At 41.4% G+C, this 18,761-nt stretch carries 20 protein-coding genes and 1 tRNA gene; 16 read left to right on the top strand and 5 right to left on the bottom strand.

Annotated elements, in window-relative coordinates; genetic code table 11:
* Window positions 1-2 precede the first annotated feature (2 nt).
* Both WC080_01815 and ligA read left to right on the top strand, forming a co-directional pair.
* Window positions 3-677, top strand: coding sequence for an MBL fold metallo-hydrolase (locus WC080_01815; protein MFA7244005.1), 675 nt, complete (start codon window positions 3-5; stop codon window positions 675-677).
* Complete coding sequence (ligA, locus tag WC080_01810; GenBank protein MFA7244004.1) at window positions 674-2,719, top strand: NAD-dependent DNA ligase LigA; 2,046 nt, start codon at window positions 674-676, stop codon at window positions 2,717-2,719. The genes WC080_01815 and ligA overlap by 4 nt, the downstream gene beginning before the upstream one ends.
* A 619-nt stretch (window positions 2,720-3,338) precedes the next feature.
* Here ligA and WC080_01805 read toward each other — a convergent pair.
* Window positions 3,339-3,932, bottom strand: coding sequence for a hypothetical protein (locus WC080_01805; GenBank protein ID MFA7244003.1), 594 nt, complete (start codon window positions 3,930-3,932; stop codon window positions 3,339-3,341).
* Window positions 3,933-4,186: 254 nt separating this feature from the next.
* Between WC080_01805 and purF the strand changes: the two genes are divergently transcribed.
* The 10 genes from purF to WC080_01755 all read left to right on the top strand — a co-directional run bounded on the left by purF (window position 4,187) and on the right by WC080_01755 (window position 12,795).
* The gene (gene purF / locus WC080_01800; GenBank protein ID MFA7244002.1) at window positions 4,187-5,566 is read left to right on the top strand and encodes an amidophosphoribosyltransferase; all 1,380 of its coding nucleotides are present in this window, start codon (window positions 4,187-4,189) and stop codon (window positions 5,564-5,566) included.
* An 82-nt stretch (window positions 5,567-5,648) separates the two neighbouring features.
* Window positions 5,649-5,960, top strand: coding sequence for an Asp-tRNA(Asn)/Glu-tRNA(Gln) amidotransferase subunit GatC (gatC, locus tag WC080_01795; GenBank protein MFA7244001.1), 312 nt, complete (start codon window positions 5,649-5,651; stop codon window positions 5,958-5,960).
* Entirely contained in the window at window positions 5,961-7,430 is a 1,470-nt protein-coding gene (gatA, locus tag WC080_01790; GenBank protein MFA7244000.1) for an Asp-tRNA(Asn)/Glu-tRNA(Gln) amidotransferase subunit GatA, read from the top strand.
* Complete coding sequence (locus WC080_01785; GenBank protein MFA7243999.1) at window positions 7,427-7,762, top strand: MazG nucleotide pyrophosphohydrolase domain-containing protein; 336 nt, start codon at window positions 7,427-7,429, stop codon at window positions 7,760-7,762. The genes gatA and WC080_01785 overlap by 4 nt, the downstream gene beginning before the upstream one ends.
* 52 nt (window positions 7,763-7,814) lie before the next feature.
* Window positions 7,815-8,480, top strand: coding sequence for a peptidylprolyl isomerase (locus WC080_01780; GenBank protein ID MFA7243998.1), 666 nt, complete (start codon window positions 7,815-7,817; stop codon window positions 8,478-8,480).
* A complete protein-coding gene (locus WC080_01775; GenBank protein ID MFA7243997.1) occupies window positions 8,480-8,926 on the top strand; it encodes a hypothetical protein in 447 nt (148 codons plus the stop codon). The genes WC080_01780 and WC080_01775 overlap by 1 nt, the downstream gene beginning before the upstream one ends.
* A gap of 18 nt (window positions 8,927-8,944) precedes the next feature.
* Entirely contained in the window at window positions 8,945-9,481 is a 537-nt protein-coding gene (locus WC080_01770) for a hypothetical protein (GenBank protein MFA7243996.1), read from the top strand.
* Window positions 9,481-10,896 (top strand): Asp-tRNA(Asn)/Glu-tRNA(Gln) amidotransferase subunit GatB, encoded by a 1,416-nt coding sequence (gene gatB / locus WC080_01765; GenBank protein ID MFA7243995.1) that lies wholly within the window; start codon window positions 9,481-9,483, stop codon window positions 10,894-10,896. Before WC080_01770 ends, gatB begins: the two co-directional genes overlap by 1 nt.
* Window positions 10,893-11,456 (top strand): mechanosensitive ion channel domain-containing protein, encoded by a 564-nt coding sequence (locus WC080_01760; protein ID MFA7243994.1) that lies wholly within the window; start codon window positions 10,893-10,895, stop codon window positions 11,454-11,456. The genes gatB and WC080_01760 overlap by 4 nt, the downstream gene beginning before the upstream one ends.
* 112 nt (window positions 11,457-11,568) lie before the next feature.
* Window positions 11,569-12,795: a trypsin-like peptidase domain-containing protein gene (locus WC080_01755; protein MFA7243993.1), complete on the top strand. Its 1,227-nt coding sequence runs from the start codon at window positions 11,569-11,571 to the stop codon at window positions 12,793-12,795.
* A gap of 77 nt (window positions 12,796-12,872) precedes the next feature.
* On the opposite strand, the gene prmC is transcribed toward WC080_01755, so the two are convergent.
* From prmC to WC080_01735, 4 genes are all read right to left on the bottom strand, one after another.
* A complete protein-coding gene (prmC, locus tag WC080_01750) occupies window positions 12,873-13,736 on the bottom strand; it encodes a peptide chain release factor N(5)-glutamine methyltransferase (GenBank protein MFA7243992.1) in 864 nt (287 codons plus the stop codon).
* Complete coding sequence (gene prfA / locus WC080_01745; protein ID MFA7243991.1) at window positions 13,726-14,799, bottom strand: peptide chain release factor 1; 1,074 nt, start codon at window positions 14,797-14,799, stop codon at window positions 13,726-13,728. Before prfA ends, prmC begins: the two co-directional genes overlap by 11 nt.
* Window positions 14,800-14,889: 90 nt before the next feature.
* A complete protein-coding gene (rpmE, locus tag WC080_01740) occupies window positions 14,890-15,183 on the bottom strand; it encodes a 50S ribosomal protein L31 (GenBank protein ID MFA7243990.1) in 294 nt (97 codons plus the stop codon).
* Window positions 15,184-15,269: 86 nt separating this feature from the next.
* Window positions 15,270-15,346 (bottom strand) — tRNA-Ile (locus WC080_01735).
* Between the two features lie 415 nt (window positions 15,347-15,761).
* Between WC080_01735 and rpsB the strand changes: the two genes are divergently transcribed.
* The 4 genes from rpsB to WC080_01715 are packed head-to-tail and all read left to right on the top strand — an operon-like array spanning window position 15,762 to window position 18,760.
* Window positions 15,762-16,466 (top strand): 30S ribosomal protein S2, encoded by a 705-nt coding sequence (gene rpsB / locus WC080_01730; protein ID MFA7243989.1) that lies wholly within the window; start codon window positions 15,762-15,764, stop codon window positions 16,464-16,466.
* A gap of 14 nt (window positions 16,467-16,480) precedes the next feature.
* Window positions 16,481-17,074, top strand: coding sequence for a translation elongation factor Ts (locus tag WC080_01725; GenBank protein MFA7243988.1), 594 nt, complete (start codon window positions 16,481-16,483; stop codon window positions 17,072-17,074).
* A 35-nt stretch (window positions 17,075-17,109) separates the two neighbouring features.
* On the top strand, window positions 17,110-17,667 hold the full coding sequence (frr, locus tag WC080_01720) for a ribosome recycling factor (GenBank protein MFA7243987.1): 558 nt from the start codon (window positions 17,110-17,112) through the stop codon (window positions 17,665-17,667).
* A 4-nt stretch (window positions 17,668-17,671) separates the two neighbouring features.
* Window positions 17,672-18,760: a site-2 protease family protein gene (locus tag WC080_01715; GenBank protein ID MFA7243986.1), complete on the top strand. Its 1,089-nt coding sequence runs from the start codon at window positions 17,672-17,674 to the stop codon at window positions 18,758-18,760.
* The last annotated feature ends 1 nt before the right edge of the window (window position 18,761 follow it).

The raw sequence follows: 18,761 nt of genomic DNA, 5'->3' as shown, positions 1-18,761 counted from the left end.
CTATGAAGATAACAAAACATGCCCAATCTTGCTTATTAATAGAAACTTCACATAGCCGAATCCTTGTTGATCCGGGAAAGTTTGTATTTGAAGATGAAAAGCTGTCTCCCAATAGCTTCGACGAAATCGATTTATTAGTAGTTACTCATGAACACCCAGATCACTTTGATTACGAAAATATCAAAGAAATTATTCAAAATAATAGTGGCCTTAAAATATTATCTACAAGTAGTGTAGTAGGGATTATTGCTAACGATTATCCAGACGTTAATGCTAAAGTAATAGGTGATGGTATCGATTGGGAATTTGATGGCTTCAAAATTCGAGGAAGCATCTCAAAGCATGGGCCATTGCCGAATGGTAACAGGCCGCCGGTTGTTAGTGGATTTTTGATTGTGGAAAACGATACCAAAAAAACTTTTTATGATCCGGGCGACACAGTTGTACTAGACCCGACTGCCAAAGCGGAAATCATTGCTGCTCCAATCTGTGGCAAAGTCGTTATGGACATCTCTCAAGCTAAATCAGAGTTGAAAAAATTAATGCCAAAAAATGTAATACCTATTCATTATGACAACTCGGTTTTTCCTGTTAAAGTTAAAGATTTTCAAATAGCTATGGAAAATTCAGGAATAGAGGTTATAACATTGGCTTGGGGTCAAACTTTTGAGTTATGAAAGAAGATGAAGCAAAAAAGCGAATAGAGACACTCAAAAAAGAGCTCGATCTCCATCGATATAAATATTATGTTCTCGATGCGCCAAGCGTATCGGATGCAGTTTATGACTCTCTTTTTCGTGAGCTTGAAAAAAACGAAGAAGAATATCCTGATTTAATCACTCCCGATTCGCCGACGCAGAGAGTGGGAGCGGAGCCTGCAAAAAAATTTGAAAAAGTACGCCATGAAACGAGAATGCTATCTATAAATGATGTCTTTGATTTTGCCGAACTTCGTAAATGGGAAGAACGTTTGGTCAAACAGGGAGCGCGAAAAGCAATAGAATCCGGCGGATATTTTGTCGAGCTTAAGATGGATGGGCTGGCAGTATCTTTGATTTACGAGAATGGAATTTTGACTCGTGGCGCAACCCGTGGAGATGGCACTGTCGGCGAAGATGTAACGCAGAACCTAAGGACCGTCGATAGTATTCCACTAAAATTATCGGAATACGGGAAGCCGAGTGACTATCTTTGCAAGCGGGGAGAGGACGCGTCAACTCATAGAAAATTTGAAGTTCGCGGAGAAGTATTTCTCTCTAAAGCTGATTTTGAAAAACTAAATGAGGATAGAATTCAGGATGGTTTGGCGCCATATGCCAATCCACGAAATATTGCGGCCGGTTCCGTGCGTCAGCTTGATCCAAAAGTGACAGCAGCTCGCGATTTGGATTTCTTGGTTTATGCCGTTCCAACAAAATTGGGTTTACAATATCACCACGAAGAGCACGAGCTTGCCGGCTGTTTCGGATTTAAGGTCAATAAAAACAATAAACATTGTAAGGACATTAAAGAAGTTGAAGAATTTCTCGAAAAGTGGGACAAAGATCGAGAAAATCTGCCATATCAAACCGATGGCGTGGTTGTGGTCCTCGATGACAAGAAGGAATTTGAGCGGCTTGGCGTGGTCGGCAAAGCACCACGGGCAATGGTAGCTTACAAATTCGCAGCAGAAGAAGCAACCAGCGTAATCAAGGATATTATTGTCAATGTTGGCAGGACTGGAAAATTGACGCCAGTTGCAGTGATGAATCCGACACTGGTTGCTGGATCAACTGTTTCCCGCGCAACATTGCACAACGAAGATGAAATCCGGCGTAAGGATATTCGCATTGGAGATACCGTAATTATTCACAAAGCAGGGGATGTAATCCCGGAAGTTGTTGCACCAATCAAAAATATGCGTACGGGCAAAGAAAAAACTTTTCACATGCCCAAGGAATGCCCGGTATGCGGCGGTAAGGTTGAGAGGCGACAGGGCGAAGTTGACTATTACTGCGCAGACAAAAATTGCGTGGTGAGAGAAAGACGGCAACTTGAATTTTTTGTTTCAAAAAATGCCCTCGACATCGATGGACTAGGGCCGAAAATTATCGAGCAGTTAATAAGTGAGGGCTTAATAAAGGATCCTGCAGATCTGTTTGAACTTTCGGAAGGGGATTTGAAACCGCTTGAGAGATTTGCCGAAAAATCAGCCGGCAACCTTGTCGAAGCGATAGAGAAGAGTAAAAAAATATCATTGGAACGATTTTTATATGCTCTTGGCATTCGCCATATTGGGAGCGAAACAGCAGTTGATGTCGCCAGCCAGTTTGGAACACTCGATGCGATCATGTCGGCGCCGAAAGAGAAGTTTGATTCAATGTACGGGGTGGGAGAGAAGGTTGCTGATTCGATTTATAAATATTTTCAAGATGAGCGAAATATTAATTTGATTAAAAAACTTACAAAACTTGGCGTGGAAATCGCACCATATCACTCCCCTGTCCGCTCAAAAAAACTGGATGGAAAATCATTCGTAGTTACAGGCACCCTGGAAACAATGACCCGCGATGATGCCCACAAAAAAATTGTCCAATTTGGCGGCAAAGTTTCTTCGTCCGTAACTTCTAAAACCGATTTTTTAGTAGCGGGAGAAGATCCGGGCTCAAAGTTGGATAAGGCCAGAAGATTGGGGATCAAGGTTATTTCTGAAAAAGATTTTTTAGAAATACTTAAATGAAATTTTGTACTAAAAAACGGGGAACGCGCGAGCCACGGATGGCCCGCGCGAGGTTACTGCGGGGTTGATAGAGTAGGGTTGCCTACCGAACGTAAGGTTGGGGAGCGCCTTTCTCTCGGTACCGAAGTACTTGCCGAAGGCGCTTCAGAAGGAAGTTCCTTTCGCGGCTTGAAAAGCCGTTCCCTCTGATGTATTCCTCCAGTACGTCTGGAGGAACATGGAGTCGCTTGTGCCGTTCTTTCTTCGGCGGGTGTGCTAGAGATACCGAGACGGCTTCTACGACAGGATCCCATTGCCATTGCGTAAAGCCTGGGGTAAGCGATGTCTCGCAGACACAGCCTACCTTCTGGTAAAACGCCTCGGCAGCCTTCTCGTCTTCGCCCGACTTGGTGAGCTTGTGAGCTTTACCATTCGCGCGGTATGCTTGCTTCCATACCGAAGACGGGCGTCGACGCCGACCTGACGAACTTCCCATCAAAATCACCCCGATGCGGAAGTAATACGATCTATTTTAGACTTACCACTTGATATATACCGCTGTCAAAAATATTGCTGTGGATAAAACGCAGAACGACCCCGAATTGAATCGGGGCCGCTCGGCTCTATCCTCCTTCTTGGGCTATTTGCCCGGGATCACTTGCATCGCTGCGATCGTGACTCTGCAGTCAGTGCACACCATCAGCTCGTAAGGCTGGCCCCCTCGGTTGTTCACCAGAATGCGTCCCTCGAACCGGTGGTGGCCACGAGCGAGACATTCATTGAACCTTTCGACGGACCAGGCAGCGATGCCTGCTGGTCTTTTCTCAGGTTTCTCTGTAGCCCCTTCGCCGATTTCGCCTTCCTCGCGGACGATCACGACCCTGCGGGTTGCCGTGTTCCTGTACAGCCGGTAGGCGGTCGAGTTGGATGAGATCGAAGACAGGACCCCGACCAACATCTCGAGCTTGGCCGGATCGGAAAGTGGCAGGTTATCCTGTTCTCGGCCTGCCAAGATTTCCAAGAGCCCGCTCGACCGGTCTCTGATCTCATGGTCCCCATCCTCTCTAAGCAGGAGGACGGCGACGCAGTAGAGACCGCCGAGAACGGCGTCATAGTGCTGGATCGGGATCGCAAGTACGGCACGAAACCCGATCAAGAAGCTGATGCTGTGCTTCCCGTCAGCCCTCGGCTTCTCCCATGGTTTGAACTCTCTAACTTTGTCGATCACGAACATCTCCTCCTGTAGCCTGTATGTCGGTGTATGAGTCCAACTTGGAATATTATAACATAAGGGTAGTTTTGTCAATCGCTCTGATTTATTTTGGTTAGGATATATATCTTCCCTTAATCAAATTTTCCCGATTTAAATATCAAATCATCTAGGAGAACAAAAAATGTGCACAAAATTTTAATGCATTTTTTGTATTTCAGGGTAAAAGATATAAGATGAAATTGGGATGATTTAGTTTTAATTACAAAAGGATTACCATGTGTGGAATAGTTGGAGCGATATCCGAAAAAAATAAGGATTCATTCATGTTGGCAAGCCTTCTTGTTATTGGTCTTCAGAGTATTCAGGGCCGGGGACAAGAATCTGCTGGAATTTCGGTATCAAACGGCAAAAGAATCAAGACATACAAAAAACAAGGACTGGTAAGCGAAATTTTTCGCCAAGAAACTATTACTCCGCTTACCGGCAATATTGCAGTCGGGCAAAATCGTTATTCGACAACCGGAGGATCAGTTATAGAAAATGCCCAGCCAGTTGAAAAAAGAGGAAAATATCATGTTTCAGTTGTTCATAACGGCAATATTGATAGTTCTAAATTACGCCAAGAAATGATAAGCCGCCGAATTAAGTTATCAGGAGATAGCGACACAGAATTAATTGCATCGTTGATTGCGCATTCAAATGAAAAAACTATTGAACAAGCAGTCGCTGAAACTTGTAATCGAATTTGTGGATCCTTTTCTCTTCTTGTTTTAACCGCTAAAAAATTAATCGCTGTACGTGATCCGAAAGGAATCAGGCCTCTTTTTTATGGGAGGGCAAAAACTAACGAAGAAACTATTTTTATGCTTGCTTCTGAAACTTGTGCTCTGGATCAAATGGGTGCAAAAAATATAAAGGAGGTTGGGGCGGGCACTATGCTAGTTTTCTCCAGTGGAAAGATAATATCCAGTAAATATTTGCATGGAGGAAGTAAGGTTAGTTTTTGTGTTTTTGAGAAAATATATTTATCAAGGCCGGATAGTATTTTGAACGGTACTCCGAATGAAATGTTTCGCCATAAATTAGGGAAAATTTTATTTGAAGAAAATCAGATATTAAAAAAGAAGCTAGATATTATTGTTCCAATTCCAGACTCAGGAATCGCATCGGCAATTGGATTTCACAGCGCCTCGGGTGTCTCATATGGCAGGGGAATCATTAAAACACCCCAAGCAAAACGTCTTTTTATTGATCCTTCAAGTTCAGTCAGGATCTCGGGAGTACGTTTGAAATTAAATGTGTTAAAAAAATTAATCAATGGCAAGCGAGTTGGCCTGGTTGATGATTCTATTGTTCGTGGCTCGACATCTAAGGAAATCGTAAAAATGGTACGCGAAGCCGGTGCAAAGGAAATCCGAATAATTGTAGCGAGCCCACCAGTAAAACACCCGTGTTACTATGGCATTGATATGGCAAAAGAAGAGGAATTAATTGCCTCCAAACTTGATTTGCCGGCACTGGAAAAATACCTCGGAGTAGAGGGAGTGCATTATTTGAGCCTAGATGGGCTACATCGAGCTTCTGGTAATACAGGATTTTGTTCAGCTTGTTTTGATAATAAATATCCTGTTGTTTTTGATTGCCAGAGGATTTAAAAATAGCAATTGGTTGCTTGAACCTAGAAACGAATAGTGCTAAGATCGGTTTAGGTTTCTAAGAGCTAATATTTTTTTGTTTATGGCGAAATTATCCAAAACCGATGTTGAATATATTGCCAAATTGGCACGGCTGAATCTTTCCGAACCGGAAAAAGACAAGTTTGCTCGACAGCTCTCTAGCGTTTTAGAATATGTTGACCAGCTGTCCGAAGTAAATACGGAAAATGTCGAACCGACTGCTCAGGTTACCGGACTAACCAATATTTCTCGCGAAGACATAGTTGAAAGATCGGAAATAGGATATGCCGAAATAGAGCTAAATGCACCGGAATTTGAGTCCAAATCTTTCAAAGTTCCAGGCGTTTTTGCTAATGGTGATGAGGAAATCTAAATGCATTCTTTAACTCTAAAACAGGCAATAGACAAGCTTTCAAGCGGAGAAATCACCTCAGCCAGATTAACAGAAGCAATTTTCGAACGGATTGAAAGCGTGGAACCGAAAGTAAAATCATATATTACGATTACAAAAGAATCCGCTCTCAATGAGGCGAAGGAGTCTGACAAGCGCAGAGCTGCTGGCAAAATTTTAAGTGAACTCGACGGGATTCCGATAGCGCTCAAGGATGTGTTTTTAACGAAGGGAATAAAGACAACTGCAGCCTCAAAAATACTCGAAGATTTTATTCCTCCTCACGACGCAACGGTTGTTAAAAAACTTAAGGATGCCGGTTGTATACTTCTCGGGAAAGTGAATACAGATGAATTTACGATGGGCTCATCGACAGAAACCTCGTATTTTGGACCGACGCATAATCCCTGGGATTTGGACCGAGTTCCCGGTGGTTCGTCGGGAGGATCGGCAGCTGCCGTTGCTGCTGACGAGTGCGTTTTTTCACTAGGAACCGATACCGGAGGCTCAATACGCCAGCCATCCAGCTTTTGCTCAACAGTCGGACTTAAGGTAACCTATGGGCTAGTCTCTAGAAACGGAGTGGTAAGCTATGCTTCAAGTTTTGATACTATCGGACCAATTGCCAAAACCGTCGAAGATGCGGCAATTATCTTAAATCATATCGCCGGCAATGATCCGAAGGATTCAACCACGATACAGGAAGCATTACCCGACTATACCTCGTATCTTGCTAAAAATTTGAAAGGGGTAAAAATCGGCGTGCCAAAAGAGTTTTATGGTGAGGGATTAAATCCTGAGGTAGCAGAAATTTTGGAAAACGCGAAACACCAGCTAGAAAAATTGGGTGCGATTGTTGAGGAAACATCATTGCCATCAACTAAATACGCGATTGCGACATACTATATAATCGCAAAATCTGAAGCATCATCAAATCTTTCCAGATATGATGGAATTCGTTATGGCTATAGCGAACTAAAAACTAAAAACGAAAAACTAAAAACTTTGGAAGAAATCTATTTCAATTCCAGAACAGCCGGATTTGGGGATGAAGCAAAGCGTTCGATTATGATGGGTACATATACACTCTCCTCTGGCTATTACGATGCATATTATCTTAAGGCGGCTAAAGTCCGAACGAAAATCAAGAAAGAGTACGAGGAAGTATTACAAAAATATGATGTTCTTTTAACGCCGGTCTCCCCTTTCCCGGCTTTCAAAATCGGGGAGAAGATGGATGATCCGCTCTCGATGTATTTGGCCGATGCCAATACCGTGCCGATAAATCCTGCCGGTGTGCCGGCAATGAGCGTACCTGCCGGGTTTACCAAGTCTGGCCTTCCGGTCGGTATGCAGCTAATCGGCCCAATGCATGGAGAAGGTAAAATCTTTAAAGTCGCCAGTGCATTTGAAAATTCAACAGATCATCATGTTAAAAAGCCAAAACTATGAATACGGAAGAAATTCAAAAATTGATCAGGGAAGAGCATGAAAAAACACTTAGTGAGATTGGCGCAATTTATGACCAAGATCGCAGAACACTCAATCGAACCGTGAAATTGATGGAAGAGGTTGGTGAATTATCCAACGAAATTATGTCGTCAATGAATATGCAGCGCAGTGAAAAAATGTCTGATTATAAAAAAGATAACATTTCCAGTGAAATTGCCGACGTGATAATTACTGCTTTACTTATTGCCGAGAATATTGATATCGATGCTTTTGAATCAGTTAAAAAGAAGATGGGGAAGATCAAAGCAAGGCGTAAAAAGCTACAAAAATAATCCTGATCATTTTTCCAGAGTTAAGAAATTAGTATTTGTTTTGAAGGAACCGATGGGTAAAAAAGCTCGCATAAGAAAAGAGAAAAAAATTGAAGAGATAATAGACAAGAAGGAACTTGTAAAAAAGAAGAGATTTTTAAGTAACCCATGGTCTGAGCCTTGGCACAGAATTGATTTTTGGGTGTATGTGGTTGCGGTTGCGCTTATCATTGTATTTCCTTTTGTTGGCGGGAAAATAAATGCAACTTTAAATCCGCCCGCTAGACACGAAGCACTCATTACGACTTCCCTCGGTGATATTGATCTTAAACTATATGATCAGGATGCGCCAAATACTGTCGCAAATTTCGAAAAATTGGCGGATCAAAAATTTTATGATGGTCTTACGTTTCACCGAGTGATTAAAAGCTTCATGATCCAAAGCGGTGATCCAAAGGGTGATGGAACTGGTGGGCCGGGATATGAATTTAATGATGAAATTAATGACCACAAGATTGTCGCCGGCACGCTTGCGATGGCAAACTCTGGCCCGAATACGAACGGAAGCCAGTTTTTCATTGTCTCTGACCAACCACAGCCTCAGCTCGATGGAAAATATACGGTTTTCGGCGAAGTATTATCCGGGATGGATGTGGTAAAAAGCATTTCCGAAGTAGCTACTGATTCGAATGATAAACCCGTGAGTCCGGTTTATATTAATTCGATAGAGATCAAATAATGGCAAATTATAAAAAAAATCAGCAAACGGTTCCGGAAGTAATAGTTTTAGGATTGTTCCGTGGGTTATGGTGGCTTGTTACTTTGCCATTTCGAAAGAAAGGCAAAGTCAAGCGGGGAATTTCAAACGAGGAGAAAAATTATATCCGCACAAAAAGAAATGAAATTTTAGATCTTGCTAATTCGGACAATAAAATTGAGCTAAAACATGCGGTTTTGGAAGCAGACAAGTTGGTGGATTTCATTTTGAAATTGAAAGGTTGTGAAGGGGAAACGTTTGCTGACAGATTGCGCGCGGCGGAAAAATTTATGGATAGGAATACATATGAATCAGTATGGTACGCGCATAAAATAAGAAATCAGATTGCCCATGACAACGGAGAAATCGGGCGACAAACGTTAGTGTCTGCCACCCAAAAATTTTTAGCTTATATTCAGGAAATATAATTTAATGAGGTTTACATAATGAAATCTGAAGGAATTGGAGCTATCCCTCCAGGTGAAACAGAAAACGCTGTTGAAAAGGTCTCACTTTTTTCAGATCAGTTTCCGCAAATTATACGTGAACATTTACATAGAAACGAAGAAAAAACGATCGATGATATTATTGCCGGTTTAGAGCAATCAAGTCCATTGGTCCGATTGATTATCATTTCAAATATTCTTGGTATTTCTTCACTAGACCCTTATGACCCAAATTCCATCGAACAGGTGAAAGACTATCTTGCTTCCAGTCTTGAGTTAAAGCCCAGTGATCAATATTTGAATTATGCCTCATCCGTGATAAATCAAGGGATCATTCCAAAATACTACCATTCATGGAGAGATATGAGAAATGCCACTTATTTAAGGGATCATGTTGAAGATGCATTGCCCGGATATTTGGCTGGTGAACATGATACACCAAAGACCGTGACCACAGGACAGGGTGATTGGAGAACCAGTTCTGAACAAGCGACACGATACAAAGAAGATAATGTTAACGATTCCGAAGGAAGATAATGCCTAAGTTTAAAACTACAATCGGATTAGAAATTCATGTACAGCTTGCGACGAAAAGCAAAATGTTCTGTGAATGTGACAATAATTCGGAATCTGCCGAGCCAAACTCCAATGTTTGTCCAGTCTGCCTTGGCATGCCAGGCGCGTTGCCTGTTGCGAATAAGCAAGCAATAGAGTGGACTATCAAGACTGGCCTGGCTATGAATTGCAAAATCAATCCCCTTTCAAAATTTGACCGAAAACACTATTTCTACCCGGATTTGCCAAAAGGTTTTCAGGTTAGCCAGTACGATCAACCTTTTTGCATTGGGGGACATCTTGAAATTGACGGGCACAAAATTAGATTAAACCGCATTCATCTCGAGGAAGATGCCGGCAAATTAATACATAAAAATGGTGCAAGTTATGTTGACCTTAACCGCGCCGGCACACCCCTTATGGAAATAGTGACCGAGCCGGACATTACCTCGCCGGCGGAAGCAAAAAAATTTTTGCAGGAACTTGTTCTTCTCGTAAAATATCTCGGAGTTTCCGAGGCATCGATGGAAAAGGGACATTTGCGCTGCGATGCCAATATTGATGTGAAGGATGAAAATGGAAAGATGTCGCCAATAGTTGAACTCAAGAATATTAATTCGTTCAAATTTATTGAAAGGGCGCTTCTGATCGAAGCAAAAAGATTGGAAGACGATTACCAAAATTGGCCGGAAAAAAAATCGAAGATCACTCGAGGTTATGACAGCAAAAAAGATATTACTTTCGAACAACGCCGCAAAGAGGAAGCTGCCGACTATCGATATTTTCCAGAACCTGATTTACCACCGGTCAAAACCCCGAACGATGCGGTTGAAACAATTAAAAAATCTATTGGGCATACACCCGCAACACTCAAAGCACATCTTAATGAATCTGAAATTCCAGAAAACATTGCTGATAAAATTGTCTCAAATATTGATCATGCGACTTATCTTAAGGATGCGGAAAAATTAGAAAAAGCATTGGCTCTCTGGGTGACCGAAGAAGTCAGCCGGGAAATTGCCAACAAAAAGCTCACATATGAAGAGTACAAAAAACGGGTTCCAATAACACATCTTGGTGACCTTCTTTCTTTTATAAAATCAGGAAAAATTTCGTACAACACTGCAAAGAACATTTTCTCTAAAATGGTTGAAAGCGGTACAACTGCAGCTGAAATTATTAAGGCCGAAGGCCTCGAACAAGTTTCCGACGAAGACTCAGTTGGAAAAATTGTTGACAAGATAATTTCAGAGAATCCGGCCGAGGCTGAGCGATATCGAACTGGTGAGAAAAAACTTTTAGGTTTTTTTGTTGGTCTTGTTATGCGCGAAATGGGTGGAAAAGCCAATCCGCAGATCATAAATAAATTAATTACTGAGAGATTGGAGAGCAAATGAATTATATCGTTACGAGATTTTGGGATCCCATCTTGAATTATCTGCCCAAGCTTCCTTTTGTAGTGCTTGGCTTGGTAATAGGTTACATAATTATACGCATTGTGCTTTCGGTTTTAAAAAACACTTTGAAATATACTAAGGTGCCAAAAGCATTATCCGGAATAATTATTTCGATGCTAACAATTATATTCTGGGTATTATTATTTGGAGAAATGGCAAGAGCGCTTGGTTTTACTTCAATCGCAATCACCATCTCAGGATCGCTTCTAGTTCTTGGTTTAGCTTTGGCGAATGGTGCCACAACCTTGACTTCGGATATTATTTCCGGCGTCTTTTTAGCTAAAGATGAAGATTTTGAGGTTGGATTCAGGGTTAAGACCGGTGATGTCGAAGGCGTGATTCAAAAAGTTGACATAAGAAAGGTCCGGATTGTTGCAGATGACGGAAAGTTGCATATCGTGCCAAATGTGAATCTGGATAAAAATGGCTGGGTGGTACTAGAGCGTGAGCTTAAAGATGATGAGTTAAAGCTTAAAAATTTTATTCGCAAAAGCTCTTAATTTTTTAAGGGAATTCTCAGTATATTAGGGGTAGAATTTAATCGTACATTGAACTTACTGAATATCTAAAGTATAATTTTAGTTTGTATATAGAATTAAGTATGGAGGATTGATGTCTCCTCAAGAAATAAAAATAGAAGATAGCAATTTTGGTAGCCCGGAAATGCCAAGTGTTACACCCAAAAGAAAAAGCAAGGCCCTTGTTTTATCAGTATTTGTTGTAATCACAGCGTTTGTTTTGGGAATAATAGGAGGCATGTTTGCAATCGTTGTATTATTTACAAACAATGGCGCAATCGCCAACAAGCTTGGGGTAAAAAATGTTGGCAATCTATCAATTGGAACAACCACCACCCAGAAATTAGTACTACAGGAATCCAATGCGGTGATCGATGCGAGCAAAAAGGTCTCTCCTTCGGTGGTTTCAATCGTATCTAAATCAACTTATCAGAATTTATTTGGCCAAACTGTTCAATCACAGGGCGCCGGAACGGGCTTCATCATCACGAATGACGGATTGATTCTCACTAATAAGCATGTCGTTTCTGATACCAATACCCAATACACCGTTGTTCTGGCCGATGGTAGATCATTTGACGCAACAGTTCAATCACTCGATCCTACGCAGGATTTGGCTGTAGTCAAAATCGACGCTAATAATTTGCCGGTAGTGGAACTTGGCGACTCGGACCAATTGGTTGTTGGGCAATGGGTTGTAGCGGTAGGAAATGCTCTGGGGCAATATCAGAATACTGTTACCCAAGGGGTAATTTCGGGAGTAAATCGATCAGTTCAGGCATCAGATTCCACGGGAACGACATCTGAAGATTTAACCGGGCTTTTACAAACCGATGCCGCGATTAACCCCGGAAATTCTGGTGGGCCGTTAGTCAATTTGGCTGGCCAGGTTATCGGAATAAATACGGCGGTAGCATCAAATGCACAAGGAATCGGTTTTGCTATTCCGATCAATGTAGCAAAAACGGCTATCGACAGCATCAAGGCTACCGGAAAAATTGTTCGTCCGTATCTTGGAGTAAGATATATTCAAATTACCAAAGATATTGCACAACAGAATAATTTGTCCGTTGATTATGGGGCACTCGTAATTCGGGGTAATGGCCTTGGACAAGTTGCTGTTGTGCCAGGATCGCCGGCAGATAAAGCAGGAATTGTTGAAAACGATATTATTCTAGAGATAAACGGAGAAAAAGTTGATGTTGATCATAGCCTTGTAAACCTTATCCAGCAATACAAAATCGGAGACACGATTACACTTCGTATTCTCTCTAAGGGTGATGAAAAAGATGTGAAGGTAGTACTTCAGCAATCACAATAAGATAATCAGAGTAGCGTGCATAATCCTTTACGCAAATTATCACAAGTATATGAAAAATCCGCCCGATGGCGGATTTTTCAATTTCTTGAAATTTTTATCGTGCCGTGCCAATGAGGAATGGATTTTACTTCTTCAAATTTTAAATTTGGAATATTACCAACGTTTTTTTTAATTTTTTCTGGTTGATCGTTGTCAATCTCTAGGAGGGCAATGCCGCTGCGGTTTAATTTTTCCGGCAAAAGCTCAATTAATGAGCTGACAATTTTCAATCCATTCCTTCCTCCGTCGAGTGCGATTTTTGGTTCGGAATCCAGATTTTTATAATTCGATTTTAGGTAAGGCAGATTTGCTAAAATTAAATCGAATTTTTTTGGCAATTTTCCATTCGAAAATAGGTCCGAACGGAAAAATTTAATTTGTTTATTAACCCCATTCTTCTTGGCATTCAGTCTGGCGACTCGCAGTGCTTTATCAGAAATATCACTTGCATACAATTTAGCACGTAGTCCATAGCCCATAGTCCGTAGAGAATTTGCGATTGAAATTATAATGCAGCCGGAACCGGTGCCAATATCGATGATGTTTAATTTGCCTTCGAATTTTTGGACTTTATGCTTTATAAACTCGATTGCTTGCTCGACGATGAGTTCGGTTTCCGGTCGTGGAATGAGGACATTTTTGTTTACCTTAAAATCAAAACCAAAAAATTCTTTATGGCCGAGAATATAGGCGACCGGTTCGCCAGACTTTCGCCGGCGAATACATCGGCGGAATTTTGAATATTGCGAGTTGGTTAAAGGGAAAAGGGGATTTTTCAAAAGATAAACATCATTTTCTTCGATAACCTGCAAAAGCAAAACTTTGGCATCGAGTTCGGCTGTTTTAATGCCTATTGCATTGAGTTCATTTTTGGCGCGCAAAAAAGCGGTTTTAAGATTCATTAGATTCAGATTGTAATTTTCGTGCTTGGTCTTCCGCAATGAGGGCAGTAATTATCGGCTCAATATCACCATCCATAATTTTTGGCAATGAATGCCAGGACATATTGATCCGGTGATCGGTAATGCGATCTTGGGGGAAGTTATAAGTGCGGATTTTTTCCGATCTATCTCCGGTGCCGATCTGCGAACGGCGAGCATCTCCCCTTTCTTTGGATAACCTTTCTTCTTCAGCCGAAAGAAGCCGAGAGCGTAAGATGTTCAGGGCTTTTGCCTTATTTTTCAATTGCGATTTTTCATCTTGGCAGGTAACCACAAGCCCGGTTGGTGTATGCGTGATTCGAACGGCGGAATCAGTTGTATTTACCGATTGGCCGCCAGGGCCGGAGGATCGAAAAACATCGATTCGAAGGTCCTCGGGTTTTATTTCAATATCAGCTTCCTCAGCTTCCGGAAGTACCGCCACGGTAACTGTTGAGGTATGAATTCTGCCGGCTTTTTCAGTTTCTGGTACTCTCTGGACTCGATGAACACCTGATTCGTATTTCATTTTCGAATAGACCTTGTCGCCTTTAATTTCAAATGAAAGGTCCTTAATGCCCCCAATCCCACTCATTGATGAATTTAAAATTTCCATTTTCCAACCCTGGCGCTCAGCGTAGCGAGAGTACATCCGAAAAATCTTAGCAGCGAAAAGCTCTGACTCATCACCACCGGCTGCCGGGCGAATTTCGATGATGACGTTTTTTTTGTCCATTGGATCTTCCGGAACGAGGAGACGCTTCAAATCTTGTTCCAGATTAGATTTTTCCGCTGTTAAATCATCGAGCTCGGACTCTGCGATTTCAGAAAGTTCGGGATCATTATCGCGAATTATTTCTTTATTTTCTTCAATATTTTTTTCAATTTGAAAATAACGCTCGATTTTTTTGGCATCATCTTCGATCTCAGCTTTTTCTTTAGCGACGTGAGCCAATTCCTCGGGATTTGACGATAACGCCGGATCCTTGAGTTTATTATCGAGTTTGTAATAACGATCTAAAATTTTTTGTAGTTTATCGTTCATAAAAATTCTAATAAGACTTATTGGGCTTATGTTAGATAATGAAAAACCAGCTTGAAAATTCTCGCTGGTTTCATTGTATCTCAAATTGAGCTATTTATCTTCAGATTTTTCGTTTTTGGAAGTATTCTCTTTTGGTTCTTCGGTTCTTTTGTTCTTCAGTTCTTTAGTTTCTTTGAACTTCTTGGCTGCTTCCATTCGCTCTTTAAATTTATCGACGCGGCCAGCGGTATCAACCAGTTTTTCTTTGCCGGTAAAGTATGGGTGACAGGCGGAGCAGATTTCTACATGAATCTCTTTTTCGGTTGATCCCATAGTAAAAGTTGCACCACATGCACATGTGACCTTAGCCTCAGGATAATAAGTTGGATGAATGACTTTTTTCATAACGAAATTATATTAACAGAATATTGACTTAAAATCAAGCCTAAAAACGGGAAACCCTCTCTGCGCGAGGCGCAGAGAGGGAAGGGTGGTGGGTACGGAGGGGATTGAACCCCCGGCCTTCTCCTTATCAGGGAGACGCTCTATCCAACTGAGCTACGTACCCTGCCTCCAAAGAGGCAAGCTTAACCGCCCATGGGCGGTTTAATGTTTGGGATGGCGGCAAGATTGGTTACTTGCGATTGCCTCTCGGCAATAAGCTTTCGCTTCGCCACCATTAGGCGGGAGACTGGAGCGGACTCCTTGAACCCTCGCCCCGTCAGGTTTCGATCTCCCGCGAAACCGACAAAAACGACTTTAACAATATTTTTAAATTATGTCAAGGGATTGTTCGGGTTAAATATTGAAATTATCCAAAAAATATGATAATGTCTTAAAAGTAATTAATTGTTAATAAATTCACACGCCTTTCTCATCCGTCTCGTCCTTTGGGCGAGCCGAGATTAAAAAATCCTTTGCCCGTCCCGAAATCTTCGGGCCGAGGTAAATCGTAAGGCGGAGGTTAAAAAGGAGAATCGTTTATGGTTACCACACCAACACTTCGAGAGATGCTCGAAGCAGGCGTTCATTTTGGGCACAAAACCAGTCGTTGGCACCCCAAAATGGACAAATTTATTTTTGGCGCCAAATCTGGTGTCCATGTTATTGATCTGGAAAAAACGCAATCACAGCTTTCCGACGCGATGAATTTTTTAGCTGAAGCGGCCAAAGAAGGGAAAACGGTCCTATTTGTTGGTACCAAAAAACAGGCCCAAGAGATTGTCAAAAAAGGCGCTCAGGATTGTGGTATGCCTTACATTGTTTCTCGTTGGCTGGGTGGAATGTTAACAAATTTCAACACAGTTCAGAAAGCTTTCAAGAAATTGGAAAGAGCCAGATTGATCGTATCGAGCCCAGAATTTGCAGAGATGAAAAAACGCGACAAAGTAAAACTTACAAAAGAAATTGAAAAAGGCGAGAGATTGGTCGGAGGACTTGTCGGCCTTTCCAAACAGCCTGACGTAATCATCCTGGTTGGGGTTCATGATGAAAAAAATGCCATAAAAGAAGCAACTCAATCTGGGGTTACGACAATTGGTATAGTAGATACCAATGCTGATCCGAATCTAGTCGACTATCCTATTCCAGCTAACGACGATGCCACAAAATCCATTGCCCTATTTGTAAATTTATTTGCAAAAACGATCAAAGAAAACAAAGGGGCGGTGGCTAACGATAAAAATTAATTTTTTGGAGGAACATGGCAAATATTACAGCTAAAGAAATTGCAGAACTCAGAGCCAAAACTGGTCTTCCAATGATGGAAGTTAAATCAGCTCTTATTGAAGCTGGTGGGGATGAGGATTTGGCAATCGAGATATTGCGCAAAAAAGGAATGTCAAAGGCAGCTAAAAAAGCAGAACGCGAAACAAAATCGGGGATTATTGAGTGCTACTGCCATGATGCAAAAATCGGGGTGATCCTTGAGGTTCTCACAGAAACTGATTTTGTCGCTAGAAACGATGAATTTAAAACATTCGTTCATGATGTTGCTCTTCATATCGCGGCAATGAATCCAAAATATGTAAATTCCGATGCAGTCCCAGCCGAAGAAGCTGACAGAGAAAAAGCGATTTTCATGGAAGAAGTAAAAGCCTCTGGTAAACCGGAAGAAATAGCGGCCAAAATTGTTGATGGTAAAATGGGAAAGTATTTCGAAGAGATTTGCCTTTTGTCTCAGCCATTTATTAAAGATCCGGACAAAACAATTGGAAATCTTCTCAATGATTTGATTGCCAAAATCGGAGAAAATATAGTTATCTCACGATTTACCCGCTATGAACTCGGCAACTAAAGTGATAAAATTTTATTGAATTAATAAGGAGGCTGATGATTGCAGATATTTTGAAAGATGCCGATGTAAAAATGTCAGCATCTATCGTAAACCTGAAATCCGATCTTACAAAAATTCGCACGGGCCGAGCGCAAGGTTCGTTGGTTGAAGATATTCTAGTTTCGTATTATGGCATGAATACTTCGCTCAAAGAGTTGGCTAGCATTTCTGTTCCTGAAGCAAGCCTAATTCAAATCAAACCCTTTGATCGAAATTCTCTTGGAGATATTGAAACCGCAATCAGAAATGCAGACCTTGGCCTAACTCCAGTAAACGATGGAACGTTTGTCCGCTTGAGTTTGCCACCAATTACAGAAGAACGCAGAATCGAACTTTCCAAACAGGTTAAAAAAACCGGAGAAGAAGCCAAGGTGTCACTTCGCACAATTCGTGGCGATGCTTGGTCGCGTGTTCAGGGCCTTATTAAAAATAATGAAGCGACTGAGGATGATAAATATCAAGCAGAAAAAGATCTGAATGAGCTAATAGAGCGGAAAAATAAAGAAGTTGATTTAATGATCACTGAAAAAGAATCTGAAGTAATGAAGATCTAATTAGATGATATTGACCATTGTAACATTTATTATAATTCTGGCGCTTCTTGTTCTGTCACATGAATTCGGGCATTTTATCGCTGCAAAAAAAGCCGGAGTGAAAGTTGAAGAATTTGCTTTTGGTTTTCCACCGAGACTTTTTTCGATAAAGAAGGGCGAGACGACATATACTATAAATACCTTCTTTTTTCTCGGCGGTTATGTAAAAATGCTCGGTGAGTTGGAGGAGAGTAAAAGCAAGCGCGCACTGGAAAATCAACCGGCTTATAAAAGGTTAATTATCTCTCTTGCTGGAATATTGATGAATATTGTACTGGCATGGGTTCTTTTGGTTGTCGGTTTTTCTGTGGGCATGTCTCCCGTTATCTCTCCTTCGGATCAAGTCCCTGGCAAAAGACTATCTAATCAAATAATCATTGCCGATTTCGAAAATAATTCTCCAGCTAAGTCTGCTGGTTTGGCTGCCGGGGATATAATTAAAGAAATTGATTCTAGCAACACCACTCAAAATGTGGGAAGTTTCTCAGATCTAACCAATTTTACTCAAGCTTATTATGGCCAAAAGGTTACTGTAGTATACGAAAGAGATGGGGCGATAAATAAACAAGAGGTTTCTCTGTCCGGATCTTCCGATGCACCTTTGGGAGTTGGACTGATTGAGAGAAGCATAATCAGAGTACCGCTGTATGATGCTCCCTGGGTTGCGGCTCGCGAAGAATATCGTATCGGTATTTTTACGTTTGAGTTTTTGGGAAATTACTTGCATAATTTATTTACTACAGGACAAGCTGGCGAAGGAGTTGGTGGCCCTGTCGCAATTTATACTTATACCGGTTTGTTTGTAAGAATGGGAATCCTTGCCCTTCTTCAATTTGTTGCATTGCTTTCTATTAATCTGGCAATTTTGAACATCTTGCCCATACCTGCACTTGATGGGGGCAGAATACTTTTTATTTTAATTGAAATGGTTGCTCGTCGGAGATTAATTCGCGAGTATGTCGAAAACATTATTCACTCGGTTGGCTTTGTGTTTTTGCTTCTTCTAATCGCATTGATCACGTATGGTGATATAATACATTTAATAAGAAAGTAGC

Source organism: Patescibacteria group bacterium, from assembly GCA_041674405.1.
Classification (GTDB): domain Bacteria; phylum Patescibacteriota; class UBA1384; order XYA2-FULL-43-10; family XYA2-FULL-43-10; genus JBAYVT01.
This window is presented reverse-complemented; position numbering and strand designations above follow the sequence as displayed.